A 13,032-nucleotide genomic window follows, 5' to 3' on the forward strand; every position below is an offset into this window, starting at 1 on the left:
GGACTGGGCTGATCCGTTCGGTGTGTGTCCTGGCCCGGCCGCACCGGCAGCCACGCAGCCGGGCTCCAGTCCGCCCCGGCCGTGGGCCATGTCGAGAGCGTCGACGACGAGCTCGGCGCGGTGGTGGTCGGCCATCGCGTGGCCGACGACCTCGCGGGTGGCCGGGTCCAGCCAGCAGGCGAGGTAGAGCCAGCCCTCTGCTCCTCCACCGCGGCTGTCTGCTCGTTCAGCGCGATGATCAGCCGGGCATGGGCGGTGGCGGTGGCCGCGTAGGCGGCCGACTGACGGCAGGGCCTGCGTCCCATTCGCCGCCCACCCCGCACAGCCGGGCCGCCTGCACCGGGCTGAGGCCCTGCCGTCGATCGTCTGTCGCTACAGCTGGAAACCCGCGGGGCCGCGTACCGTGGCCGCAGCGAGTTCCTTGACGCGGGCCGCGGGGACGGGGACGGCGTCGGCCTGTTGGGCATAGGCCACGAATTCCTGGGGAGTGAGCCCTGACGGCGGCTGCTCGGTATAGGCAAGGGCGTACAGCGGGGTGTTGGGGCCGGTGCGCCAGCTCTCGGCCAGCGTGCCGAGGTCCACGGCGTCGAAGCCGAGAACGTCCAGCAGATCGGCCACCTCCTTCTTCGCGGTCGCGTCGTCGCCGTGCAGCGGCAGTGCGGTGCGGTCGTCGGCTCCGGCGGGGCGGAACATCTCCAGCAACCCCTTGGTGCCGTAGTTGTGCAGAGCCTTCACCACTCGGCTGTCCGCGAGGTGGCGCTGCACCAGTTCACTGGAGGTCAGCTCGTTGTTGTCGAGTTCCGGAATCGAGAAGCCGGGATATAGCGCGTAGTTCATCGGGTCGATCACGGTCTTGCCGGCAAGCTCCGCTCGGGGCAGGCGCTCATGCTGTGCCAGCGGTACGGCGGCGAGGACCAGATCACCGGCGTTCGCCGCTTCGGCCGGGGTGGCCGCGGTGGCCCGGTCGCCGAGTTCTGCGACCAGACCGGCCAGCGTCTCGGGACCACGGGAGTTGCTCAGGACGACGTGCAGACCCGCGTCGATCGCGCGGCGGGCCACCGCGCTGCCGACCATGCCGGTGCCGATGATTCCCAGGGCTGTCTGGCTCACTTGTGTTCTCCGTTCATGTCTTTCCACCCCGCGGCGGCCGGTGATGGGGCCGCTGTGGAGGTCTCACCTCCATCCCAGCGGCGACGACCCCGGCGAACAAGAATCAGAATCCTCCAGCAGCGATCACACAATGTGATAGATCAGAGGGGTGGAGCTGAGGGCGTTGCACTACTTCGTGACCGTCGCCGAGGAACTGCACTTCGGGCGGGCGGCACAACGGCTGAGCATCGTGCAGTCAGCGGTGAGCCAGCAGATCACCCGGCTCGAACGCGAACTCGGGGTGCGGCTGCTGGAGCGCACCTCACGGCGGGTGCGGCTCACCCCGGCCGGCGAACGGGTGCTCGCCACGGCCCGTGAGACCCTCGCCGCGGCGGCCCGAGTGCGGGTCGTCGCCGGAGAACCGGCCGCGGTCCTGCGGATCGGGACGGCGTCCTGTGCCACCTGGCGGCTCGACCGCGCGTTGGACCGCCTGCGCGTGAGTGAACGCCCCGCCGAGCCGCAGCTGATCGATCTCCCGGTGACCGCGCGCTTGGCCGGCCGTCCGCGACGGTGAGCTGGACCTGGCGCTGGTACGAGGCGCGATCACCTCATCGGGAGATGGCCGACCTGCTGCGGGACGGCGCCCGCCGGGGCATGCGAGCCCCGGTCCGCGCGGTCGGCGACGGCGCCCTGGGCTTTGGGAAGGCACGGGCGCAGCAGCGGTGGCGGGCAGTGAACGCGCCCCACCTCGTGGTCCTCGTCCGCGCCGGAGCCCGCTTCGAACGCGGCCGCCTCGTCGAACGCCCTGAGGGGGTCGCGGTGTGAGCAAGCTCGCGGCCCAGGCCATCAGCACCAGGCGGCTGGACGTGCTGCCGCTGCGCGTGGATTACGCCGAGGAGATGGCCGCGGTGTTGTCCGATCCGGCCCTGTACACCTTCATCGGCGGCACTCCGGACGCCCCGCAAGCGCTGCACTCGCGCTACCAGCGCTTGACCGCAGGTTCTCCTGATCCGGCCGTCTCCTGGCTGAACTGGGTGATCCGGCTCCGTGATGAGTCCTGCCTGACGGGCACCGTCCAGGCGACGGTCAGTCCCTCCGGCCATGGTCTCATCGCCGAGATCGCCTGGGTGGTGGGGAGCCTGTGGCAGGGGCGCGGTATCGCCACCGAAGCGGCCCGAGGACTCGTCGACTGGCTCAGCCGGCAGCCGGTGCACGCCGTCATCGCCCACATCCACCCCGGACATCGGGCATCCGCCTCTGTCGCCACTGCTACCGGTCTCACACCCACCACCGAATGGCACGAAGGCGAGATCCGATGGCACCGAAGCATCAGACGGTGACTTCAACGATCCACAGATCTTGACCCCTGCTCTATGCGGGGAGGACGGATGAGACTTCCCGGCACGGGCAGCGCCGCCAACAGAGCACGTACGCACGGATCTTGCCTGTCGATCACGGTCCGCTGCCGCTGGTCATCGACATGCCGGTAGCCCGGACAACCGCACCTGTCAGCCCGGGAACTCAACCATCGTCCGGCACGACTCCTCTTTCGTAGGCAGTTACCGGCGTAGGAGGCACACCGGTGGATCGTAGGCGGTTTCTTCACCGGACGGCAGTAGTGGGTACGACGGCTATCGGGGCAGAGACACTCACGGCAACGGCTTTGGGCACCGAGGCAGCGGCTGCTGCGACACGTCCGCTGCGCGTTGACATCGTGATGTTCGACGGAGTCGAGGAGTTGGACTGCATCGCTCCGCACGAGGTCTTCTCCATCGCTTCCGCGCACAGCCAGGGCGGGGTCAAGGTCCGGTACGTGACCACAGGGCGGCCCAGGTCTGTACGAGCCTCTTTCGGCACTCGGATCGAGGTGGAACACCGCTGGGCTCCGGCGGAAGCGAATCTGATCGTGGTGCCCGGCGGCGGCGCCTACACCCGCGGTGAGGGCCCTGGTATCTGGGACGAAATCCACAGTGGCGTCCTCCCGCGAGCGCTGGCCGCTGCCCCGCGTAAGGGGCTGACGATCAGCTCACTCTGCACCGGAACCATGCTGCTGTCCGCCGCCGGCCTGACCAAGGGGCGTCCTTGTACCACCCACCAGGTCGCGAAGGCGGACCTTGAAGAGCAGGGCGGTGTCGTCAAGAACGCCCGCGTGGTTGACGACGGGGACCTGGTCACCGCCGGGGGCGTCACATCGGGGCTCGAGTTGAGCCTGTGGCTGGTCAAACGCGAGCGCGGTGCGGAAGTCGCGACAGGCGTAGAAGGCATGCTGGAATACGAGGCGCGCGGAACCGTCTGGCAGGCGGGTCTGTGCTGAGCGGTCTGGTCCAGGCCGGCGAGGAGGTGCTCATCCCGGTGGCCGAGGAGATGGGTATGTCATTGAGGCACATGGCGAGGGGGTTCGTTGCCACGCACCCCCGGTGTGTGGTCAGGACGGCATGTCGTGGAGGCGATGGTCGAAGCTGCTCAGTGTGGTCCGGATGGCGTCGAGTGCCTCGCGCGGATCGCCTGCAGCGCGGCACCGAGCAGGTCGTACGTGGTGGATTCGGCGGGCGCGTCGGCGATCGCGTCTGCGACCCGGTCGTCGAACGTCGCGGTCGGCCCGATCGCGCCTTGGGCGCCATCCGGGCAGGGCTCCGGCGGTGCCGCGGCACGGCCCCTGCTTCCCCAACGGGGTGACCGGGCCCCGGACCGGCTGGCTCTGCGGAGCGGGCCGCATCTGCCGAAGGGTCCGGACCCAGACGAGGGCCGGCCTGTCGGCGATCACGCCGGCTTCTCTCTACTCGGATACGGTCCGGCGAAGTCCTCGTCGGGGAACAGCTCGCCCGGCTTCGGCGAGCGGCACGGAGAAACGGACGGGTGGCAACTCCGGCACCGCGCTCCATGCACTGCGGCAACCACATCGAGTGGTACGACGCCGTCCTGTACCCGCTGGGGGTACCCCGCCACGACCAGCGACGCATGAGAAGGTTCTCCCGGCAGCGGGCTGCCCGGACCCGAATCTGAGTACGGGGGCGGGGAGACCAACCGCTGCGGCGGTCCAGCCGATGAGGGGTGAGTCACCGTCGGACACCCGGAAGCTGTGTAAGTCCCGTTCACGTTCGATTCACATCTGATCGGGCTCTGTACGACCTCGGCAAAGACTATTTAAAATCAAGGAGTTGGCCGACAAGCCCTGGCAACGTTGTCGGGGGGACGGAGGCGAAGCATGGCTATGCTATGGGGTGTCTCCTTCGATGCAACCCCCATATCTGGCGTGGTCGTCGAGTTCGTGAAAATCGCCCGGCATTTCCATGATCGTGGCTACGAGGTGCATCTGGACCTCGGTTACGACATCAAGGCAGATAAGAACCGATTTTTCCGTCCCTACCACGACGAGGCCCGGCTGCTGCCACCGTGGGTGCGGTTATCGCGGATACCGGCGCTCGACAGCATCGATGGCTACGATGCCTCCCTGGTGACCGCCGTCCTGCAAGAGGTGGTGGAGAAGGGCGACTTACGGCTGATGCCGGAGGTGGAGCGGATCACCGATGCCATCTGCGAGCGGCTGCTGACGCTGTGGGAGGAAATCGGCGTCACCCGAGTGCTGGTCGAGAACGGCACGCTGCCGGAGAACATCATGGTCACGCGGGCTTTGCAGCGGGCGATCACCGTGTACGGGGCTCGGCACGGCCTTGGCCGCTTCGTGCTGTGGCGCGACCACGACCTGATGTGGCAGAGCGAGCCGGGCAATGGCAAGTACGGCAGTCCGCCGTACCCCCATGTGCCGCCGCTGCTGGACTCGGGCCACCTGCGCTACCTCGCACTGCACGAGCGGGCACGGGAGTTGACCCAGGCGTGGGCCCCGCACGTGCGGCACATCGACGTGTTACCGAATGCCTTCCCGTGCCGGGTGGCCGAAGTCACCCCGGCGAACGCGTCTTTCCGCGCCGCCCACGGGATCCCGGCGGGGGCTCGCCTGATCGCGCGTACCACCCGGATCATCCCGCAAAAGCGCATCGACCGCGATATCCGCTTGGTGGCCGCCCTCGCGCCGACGATGGACGTGCGGCTGTTCGTCGCGGGCGACACCGGCGAGAACCCCGGCGAGTACCGGCGGCTGACCGCGCTCGCCGCCGGTCTCGGCGTCTCGGAACGGATCGTGTTCGGAGGGTGGCTCACACCGGACACCGAGGCGACGGGGGTGGCCCCAGGCGGTGGCTGGTCGGTGCGCGATCTGCTGGCCCACGCCGACCTGGTGTCGTTCCTGACGTCGTACGACTACGAGAGCTACGGCAACCCGGTCGGCGAGGCGATCGCCGCGGGCGTCCCCTATCTCACCAGTGACTACGAGCTGTACTCGACGGTGTACGGCGACAAGGGCTTTCGCGCGCCCGTCCTGCGTGACGACCTTCCGACCCCGACCTTCGTGAGCGAGGTGGCGCACTTGTTGAACGACGACACCCTGCGGGCGGCTACGGCTGAGCACAACCACCGCCTCGGCGAACAGCACTTCGGGCGCACCACTGCGGCGGAGCTGCTGGATCGGCTTGTCCTCACCCCCATGGGCGCGAGGACGCGGTTGAGCGTGGTGCTGCCGGTCTACAACGAGACGGCCAACCTGCCCGCCGTGCTGGATTCGCTGTACGGTCAGCGCGACCTCGACGGCGGTCGCCTGGACCCGGAACTCTACGAGATCGTGCTCGTGGACAACAACTCCACCGACGACACGGTGGCGCTGGCGAAACGTTACGCTGCGGAGCACCCGGACCTCGCCGTGCATGTGGTGCACGAGCCCGAGCAGGGCGTCTCGTGCGCGCGCCGCACCGGCATGCTGTTCGCCGCCGAGCGCAGCACGGGTCGGCCCGCAACCGCCCCGGCCGCGGGGGAGCGGTTCTACCTGGTCTCGGCGGACGCCGACTGCAAGGTGGACCCGCGATGGCTGTCCACCCTGCTGTCCGCGATGGACGGCTCGGGAGCGGCGATCGGCGTGTGCGACTACTACTACCGGGAGGAGCACTTCGCCGGCCGTCCCCGGCTGTGGGACGCGATCGAGCGCACGCTGCGCTGTCGAGCGGTGGCCTTCTCCCTGTTCGGCGGGTTCCCGGACGGCAAGGGGTTCGCCGTCGAGCGGGAGGCGCACGACAGGGCCGGCGGGATCGAGATCTTCTACCAGCTGGAGCGCGGGCGGTTCGTCAACCACCTGTCGGATGACTGGGATTTCGGCATCAAGGTGTCGGCGCTCGGCGGCAGCCGGGTATATGTGCCCGGCTCCCGGGTGGAGATCAACCCGCGCCGGGTGGACCACGCGCTGGACGAGGTGATCGAGGGCAAGGCGTACGGCTCGCACGGCACCATCGTCATGCGGGACATCCGGCCGGAGGCCGACGACTGCGGCGGCGAGGCGGCCCCGGTACGCGACCTGACCGAGGAGGAGGCCCTACGCGCCTGGCAGTTTTCGATCAAGGACTTCCTGCCCAAGAACCTGCTGTTGCCGCTGCTGCTGGACCCGGAGCTGCTGGCGACGGCGCCTGTCCGGGAGTTCTTCGGCGATGAGCTGGCAGACGCGCTGCGGCGGCGTATCGCGGAGATCGTCGACGAGATGCGGATCGTGGACTTCACCCCGATCCACGCGTACAAGACGCCCTCGTTCCGGCTGTACTTCGAGTTCGCCGACGAGCTGTTCGCGCGGCTGCGGGCGGCGGCCGGGGACGACATCGGCTTCCCGCCGCCGCTGCCGGACTGCCTGGCGGACATCCCGCGCGAGCGGTTCCGGGAGTTCGTCCATTACTACTGCGAGGACCGGGAGTCCGGAGAGGCACACGACTACTTCGGAAATGGGGGTGTGTTCTGATGCGGGCACCGACGTCGGCTGTACCCACTCCGGACCCCGCTCTGGCCTCGCTCCTGGCGGTGGACCCGTCGGCCCCCGTCCCCGCGGCGGTCGAGGCGCTGGCGGCGCCGGACAACCGGCACCTGCTGGAGTACGTGCGCGAGGACCCGTTCGGCGCCCACGTCTTCCCCGGCAACATCGAGGGCTATGACCCCGAGCGGTTCCTGGACGACCTGGACGAGCAGTTGCGCACCACACCGCCGATCCACCTGTGGGCGTATATCCCGACCTGCTCCTACCGCTGCCGCTTCTGCCAGTACCCGGTCGTTGTCGTCAAGGGGCCCGAGGAGACGGTGGCCCGGAGGGCGGCACAGTGGGTGGACTGGAACATCCGGGAGGCGCGGCTGTGGCTGCGCAGGGTGCCTCACCTGGCGAGCGCGCCGGTCGGCGAGTTCAACGTGTTCGGCGGCACGCCCTCACTCCTGCCGGCCGGGGAGATCCGGCGGCTGCTGGACTTCTACCGGGAGCACTTCGCCTTCGGCCCGGACACGACCGTCCGGTTCGAGGGCGATCCCACGACCTTCACGGCCGAGAAGCTGGAGCTGCTCGCGGAACTCGGCTGCACCAAGGTCTCCAGTGGGGTGCAGTCGTTCGACGATCACGTGTTGCGGCTGAGCGGGCGTGAACACACCGCGGCCGACTGCCGGGAGTTCGTCCGCCGGGCGAAGACCACCGGGTTCGAATGGGTCAGCATCGACCTGATGTACGGGCTGCTGGACCAGACGCTGGACAGCGTCCGGCGTGACCTGGAGACGGTCCTGGAGGTTGAGCCGACGGCTGTTGTGTGCACCAAGTTGCACCTGCGTGACTACAGCGATACCCGCACGGGCGTGTCCGGAGTCCGGCCCGCGGCCTGGCAGCTGCCGGACTACCGGGCCCGGTTGGAGTCGCGCGGGCACCGCTGGCCGACGCTCGGCGAGCAGTATCAAATGCGGGAGGTCCTTACCGGTGGCCTGCGGGACGCGGAGTGGACGGAGCATCCGACGATGTACTTCGCCCGGCCCGGCGCGGGTCCGGAGAAGTGGAAGGCGATCATGGCCGACCAGAACCAGCAGCAGCCGGAGGTCGCCATCGGCCTCGGCGGCAGTTCCAGCTGCCGCCGTTCCGAGGGGATGACGAACGTCGACTGGCAGCGGTACGGCGCCGCGGTGGATGCCGGGCGTGTGCCACTCGGCTCGGCCACCGGGTTCACCGAGCAGGCACAGGAGACGCGGGCGGTGAACATGGCGCTGACCACACTGCAGCCACTGCGGGAGGAGGTGCACCGGCGGCGCTTCCCCGGCGGGTCGCTGTTCTCCCCCCGGAGGCGGGCGGGCTTCGACTCGCTGCGGCGACGAGGCCTGCTGGAGATGGACGAGCAGGCCGGGACGGTCACGCTGACGCCGGTGGGGGAGACGCTGGTCGAGGCGATCATCAACACCGAACTGGTGGCGGACGTGTCGTAAGGACAGGTGGGTTCGGTGCCTTCGGCCCGAGCTGGGGTGGGACCTGGGCTCGGGCCGAAGGCCGGGGTAGTCGCTGTGCGTGGGGGTGCCTCCCCCGGGGCCGAGGGGTGCATGTTGATCACCAGGAAGCCGTGCGCGGAGTCGGCGCACAGCTCGCGCAGTAGGTGTCGGAGCAGTGCACGCCGGTCGCGTTCATCTGGCTGGTGCGCGGGGTCGGTTCCTCGATCCGCGCCAGGTCGTCCGCACTCGCGCTGGAGATCCGCATGACCAGTTCCAGCGAGCGCAGGAAGTCCTCGTCCGGGCCGGTGAAGGCGGACTGCTCGGCCGTCCGGCGGAAGCCGGCCTGGTACATACGGCGCCGCTGACGCGAGCCCTCGGTGACCGTGGCCGGAGTGAACTCGGGTATGTCGGGCAGGGCGAGCACCTGTTCGTGCGCATAGCAGCGCACCTCGGGCGGATGGAAGGCGACCTCCGCGCGCTCGGCGGCAGTCGGCGCGGCCGTGGCCGTGCCACGGTGCTGGACTCGTCGAGGGCGGCGAACTGGACGGAGGACTCCGACAGGAATGGAGGACAGGGGGTGACCGCTGCATCGGGCAAGATCCTCAACCATGGCGAACCCCTCCGCACCCATTCCCTCCGCCTCCCTCCGCCGGAGGTCACGCGGTAACGGTGCCGCCTCCGCCTTCCGCCATGTGACCGACCAGGAACGCCGCGCGCGGCTCGCCGTGAGACACGCGCTGGCCCCGACCAGCCGAGTCGAGTCGCCACTGGCCGCTACGCGGGCGATGACCGTGCTGCATGCAACGGAACCCGCCACCGTCTACCTGTCCTGCCACGCCCGGGTGAACTCACTGACAACCCAAGAGGTGGACCGCGCGCTCTACACCGACCGCGGCCTCGTCGAACAGCTCGCCATGCGGCCGCGTCCCGACTCCGCCTCAGCGAAGCGGAGCTGGCGGAACTCGACGCGGCCGCGTAACCGACGCTCGGCCGAAGCTCTGTCCCGAGAAACCGGTCGACAGCGGGCACGAACACGCCCGGTGCGGGCGGTGGGGGAGTGGCCCCTGACGCGACGGCGCCCACGTCGTCGGGAACAGGTATGTCAGGAGAGCGCCACCTGGACCGCCTACGCCTCTACGTCTGCGAACTGCGGCGTTCCATGCGGGCGGCGGCGACAGGTGGGTGCAGCACACCCAGGCCCCGGCACTCCACGGCGTCTAGTGTGGTGTGCGGGAGGCGGGCACGAGGTGCCTGCGCCTGGGGCAATCCGCTGCTCAGCGCTGCCGTCCATGTCCCCCATCCCGGGGAGCGTCCCGCGGAGAGCAACGCAACAGAGCCCGGCTCCACTTGAGCCCCACCACACCGACCGGATTGCCGGTACCACCCACTGTTTCCGAGAGAACCGAGCAGCCGTGATACTCCCGTTCGACGAAGCCGGCCAGGGTCGGCCGATCGTCCTGCTACACGCCCGGCCCGTCGACCGCACAATGTGGCGGGCACACCTTCGCCTGCTCGCCGAGGCCGGCGTCCGGGCCATCGCCCTGGATCTGCCCGGACACGGCGACGCCGCTACGGCCCACCGCGACGAGGTGACTCCCTGGGCCGATGTGCTGGACACACTCGACCACCTAGGTGTCGACCGTTTCACCCTCGCCGGGAACTCGCTGGGTGCCCTGGTGGCGCTCCAGATCGCCGTCACAGAGCCCCGGCGTGTGCAGGGTCTGGTGTCCATCGGCTACCGACCGCACGACCTGCCGCCCTCCTTCCGCCTGCAGACCGCGTGGGACAGGGAGCGTGCCGCGCTGGAAGCCGACAACGTCGAAGCCGCCGCGCGGGCCGGTGTCGAGGCATGGACGTCGCCGAAGGCATCCGACGACGTCCGCGCGCAGGCCGCCGTCATGATGCGCAACCAACTGGTCGCGCGCGTCACGTACGGCGAACCGAAAGTGGCGGCGGACCCGCTGAGCAAGGACACGGGTGCCTTGCGCGCCCTGACCGTCCCGACGCTGGTCGGCGTCGGTGAACTCGACATGCCCGACTTCTTCGAAGGCGGAGCGGTTCTGAGCGACGAGCTCGGGGCCGGCGAGGTCGTCGTCCTCTCGGACGCCGGACACCTCGCCCCGCTGGAACAGCCCGAAGCCTTCTGTGCTCTGCTGCTCGACTTCGTGGGCCGCCTGTCCGCCTAGTCACCCTACGGCCGCGTATGGATGCGCCGGCCGCACGGACGAAAATGACGAGAGAGGAGAAATCATGGAGACCGTCTTCGTGATCTACAGGTCGAATGGAGAAGACTTCCGGTTCGATCATGACTACTTCGCGTCCCAGCACCTCCCGCTGGTGCGCAAGGCATGGGAACAGTACGGTCTGCAGTCCAGCACCGCTGTCTACCCGAAGAGTGAGGGAGACATCGTGGTCGTAGCGGTGAACGAATTCCGCGACGAACACGCCGCCATCGCGGCGTTCAGTTCGCCGGAGAGCGAGGCGGTGATGAGTGACGTTGTTCGCTACACCGACCTCACCCCCATCCGGCTCCGCGGTGTCCCCTTCACCTACTGAAGCCTGCAGCACGACGTTGATGTGATCGGTCAGGTACGGCGAGGTGGGACCAAGTTTCCTGGTCCCATCCCGCCGTCCTGCGCCGGCGGTTGCCGGATGACCTCCGCCGAGGTCTTGGGCCTGGGCTGGCGGGCTACTGGTCAGCCGCGACCCGTCGGCGTCCGTGAAGCGCAACTGGGCTCCGGGTGGGGGCGTCCCTTGCGGACGATCAGCCGCAGTCCCTTCGGCCAGCCGGTCAAGCCACAGCGTCCGACCTCCACCGCAACGACAGTGCCTCTCCGGGCCCATCGTGAAACACGCGGAGCACACGATAGAAGAGAGCCGTGACGTCGGAGCTGAGACGTTCGTGTTCGGCCGGGTTGCGTTCGAGATCGGCGGTGATCTGTGCCGCGTATGGGGACGTCAGATCGGTGTTGTCGGCAGAAGTCTCCATCACAAGGTCCCTCGTCTGGGGCGGCGGTCAGCCGGATCGCGCCTTGAGGGAGCCGACGAGTATGTCGACGAGTTCCTCACCGCTGGTGTCCCATTTCTCCGCCGCGAGGTGCCCGCTCAGTTCCATGCCGGCTATTCCGTGCGCACTCGACAGCAGGAGCGCGCCGTACCGGCGGGACTCGTCCTTGCCGACGACATCGGCGACCAAGCCGAGGAAACGACCATGTGACTCCGCCACCGCATCGAACAACGCGGCGGTGTCGCTTTCCGGGGTACGAAACATCAGTGCGTACAGGTGAGGTCGTTCGCGTCCGACCTCGATGAGCGCCAGCAGGGTGCGTTTGAGTCTGGTGACCGGCGCGAGCCGGGGATCGTCCTGGATGCGGCGCAGCTCATCGGCCAGGGTGTGCCAGGCATCGATCGCGAGCCGGGTGAGCAAGTGTTCCTTGTCGGTGAAATGCCCGTACGGCGCCCCCCTGGACACACCGGCGCGCGCGCCCACGGCGCGAAGTGTCACGGCGTCGAGCCCACCGTGGTCCAGAAGGTCCGACGCGGCGCGGAGCAATGCGTCGCGTGTCGCGGCTGCCGACTCGGCGCGGGTAACCATGCCCCCATTCTAGTTGACAACGTCATGCGAGTGCGTGCACGCTTCTTCGTATGACAGTGTCACATGGAAATGCGATGGTCTTCATCTCCGGTGCCTCCACAGGCATGGGCGCGGCGACCGCACGCGAATTGGCACGCCGTGGCTACCACGTGCTCGCCGGGGTCCGCAGCCGCAGCGATGCCGACGCTGTTCGTGACACCCGCATCGAGCCCGTCCTCCTCGACGTCACGAACCCCGAGCAGATCGAGGCCCTTGCCGGCAGGGTCGCCGACGACCCCCATCAACGAAAGCTCGTCGGCCTCGTCAACAACGCCGGCATCGCCGTGAACGCCCCGGTCGAAGCCCTTCCCCTCGATCAGTGGCGGCGGCAGTTCGAGGTCAATCTGTTCGGCCACATCGCCGTCACACAGGCGCTTCTGCCGTTTCTCCACGACAGCCGCGGCCGCATCGTCAACATCAGCTCCGTGGGCGGCAAAATCGCCATGGCCACCTACGGGGCATACGCCGGCGCGAAGTTCGCGCTCGAGGCCGTCAGCGACGCCCTCCGCCGCGAACTCGCCCCGCACGGCGTGCAGGTGGTGATCGTGGAGCCCGGCGGCGTCCAGACGGAGATGACCGGACACGTTATCCAGCGAGCGAAGCAGTTCGTCAAGGACATGACGCCACCGCAGCGCCAGCGTTACGGCGGCCTCATGCAAGGAATCATCAACCAGGCCACCGAGTTCACCACGCAGGGTGTGACGGCAGACGAGGCCGCGCTCGTCATCGCCAAGGCCGCCACCGTCCGCAAGCCTCGAACCCGCTACACCATCGGGCGCGACGCCGCGCTCATGACACGCCTGGCGTGGCTGCTCACCGACCGTGTACTCGACCGCGTCGCAGCCGCGAACCTTCGCGCCCACCTCCCCAAGGCCACCGCCAACACGTGAGACTCCAGGACCTGTGCCTGACCTTGGCGCGACAGGCAGGATTCGCCAACGGCGTCGCTGCAATGCCAGGGTCGGGGCGTTGTCATGCGGAGCGGGAAAGGGGTG

At 68.7% G+C, this 13,032-nt stretch carries 11 protein-coding genes and 1 pseudogene; 9 read left to right on the forward strand and 3 right to left on the reverse strand.

Annotation, left to right across the window (positions count from 1 at the left end; translation table 11 throughout):
* Positions 1-372 precede the first annotated feature (372 nt).
* Positions 373-1,137 carry an NAD(P)-binding domain-containing protein gene (locus AS97_RS44685; protein ID WP_210566926.1) on the reverse strand — a complete coding sequence of 255 codons (765 nt, stop codon included), beginning with the start codon at positions 1,135-1,137 and terminating at the stop codon, positions 373-375.
* Positions 1,138-1,273: 136 nt separating this feature from the next.
* Here AS97_RS44685 and AS97_RS48795 point away from each other — a divergent pair, with 136 nt between their 5' ends.
* The 6 genes from AS97_RS48795 to AS97_RS44715 all read left to right on the forward strand — a co-directional run bounded on the left by AS97_RS48795 (position 1,274) and on the right by AS97_RS44715 (position 8,403).
* Positions 1,274-1,663, forward strand: coding sequence for a LysR family transcriptional regulator (locus tag AS97_RS48795; RefSeq protein ID WP_282615714.1), 390 nt, complete (start codon positions 1,274-1,276; stop codon positions 1,661-1,663).
* Positions 1,660-1,914 (forward strand): hypothetical protein, encoded by a 255-nt coding sequence (locus AS97_RS44695; RefSeq protein WP_210567475.1) that lies wholly within the window; start codon positions 1,660-1,662, stop codon positions 1,912-1,914. The genes AS97_RS48795 and AS97_RS44695 overlap by 4 nt, the downstream gene beginning before the upstream one ends.
* On the forward strand, positions 1,911-2,429 hold the full coding sequence (locus tag AS97_RS44700; RefSeq protein WP_210566927.1) for a GNAT family N-acetyltransferase: 519 nt from the start codon (positions 1,911-1,913) through the stop codon (positions 2,427-2,429). The genes AS97_RS44695 and AS97_RS44700 overlap by 4 nt, the downstream gene beginning before the upstream one ends.
* A 242-nt stretch (positions 2,430-2,671) precedes the next feature.
* Positions 2,672-3,403, forward strand: coding sequence for a DJ-1/PfpI family protein (locus AS97_RS44705; protein WP_247204705.1), 732 nt, complete (start codon positions 2,672-2,674; stop codon positions 3,401-3,403).
* 891 nt (positions 3,404-4,294) lie between these two features.
* Positions 4,295-6,919, forward strand: a complete 2,625-nt coding sequence (locus AS97_RS44710; protein WP_210566928.1) for a glycosyltransferase — start codon at positions 4,295-4,297, stop codon at positions 6,917-6,919.
* Positions 6,919-8,403: a radical SAM protein gene (locus AS97_RS44715; protein WP_210566929.1), complete on the forward strand. Its 1,485-nt coding sequence runs from the start codon at positions 6,919-6,921 to the stop codon at positions 8,401-8,403. The genes AS97_RS44710 and AS97_RS44715 overlap by 1 nt, the downstream gene beginning before the upstream one ends.
* A 175-nt stretch (positions 8,404-8,578) precedes the next feature.
* Here the strand turns inward: AS97_RS44715 and AS97_RS48220 are convergent.
* Positions 8,579-8,887, reverse strand: a pseudogene (locus tag AS97_RS48220) (hypothetical protein); the annotation flags it as partial.
* Between the two features lie 928 nt (positions 8,888-9,815).
* On the opposite strand from AS97_RS48220, the gene AS97_RS44725 reads away from it, so the two are divergent.
* Both AS97_RS44725 and AS97_RS44730 read left to right on the forward strand, forming a co-directional pair.
* Positions 9,816-10,589 carry an alpha/beta hydrolase gene (locus tag AS97_RS44725; RefSeq protein ID WP_059147353.1) on the forward strand — a complete coding sequence of 258 codons (774 nt, stop codon included), beginning with the start codon at positions 9,816-9,818 and terminating at the stop codon, positions 10,587-10,589.
* 64 nt (positions 10,590-10,653) lie between these two features.
* Positions 10,654-10,959: an EthD family reductase gene (locus tag AS97_RS44730; protein WP_059147352.1), complete on the forward strand. Its 306-nt coding sequence runs from the start codon at positions 10,654-10,656 to the stop codon at positions 10,957-10,959.
* Positions 10,960-11,419: 460 nt separating this feature from the next.
* Here AS97_RS44730 and AS97_RS44735 read toward each other — a convergent pair whose 3' ends face one another.
* Entirely contained in the window at positions 11,420-11,998 is a 579-nt protein-coding gene (locus tag AS97_RS44735; RefSeq protein WP_210566931.1) for a TetR/AcrR family transcriptional regulator, read from the reverse strand.
* Between the two features lie 74 nt (positions 11,999-12,072).
* On the opposite strand from AS97_RS44735, the gene AS97_RS44740 reads away from it, so the two are divergent.
* The gene (locus AS97_RS44740) at positions 12,073-12,927 is read left to right on the forward strand and encodes an SDR family oxidoreductase (RefSeq protein ID WP_210566932.1); all 855 of its coding nucleotides are present in this window, start codon (positions 12,073-12,075) and stop codon (positions 12,925-12,927) included.
* The last annotated feature ends 105 nt before the right edge of the window (positions 12,928-13,032 follow it).

Source organism: Streptomyces sp. AgN23 (assembly GCF_001598115.1).
Lineage (GTDB): Bacteria > Actinomycetota > Actinomycetes > Streptomycetales > Streptomycetaceae > Streptomyces > Streptomyces antimycoticus.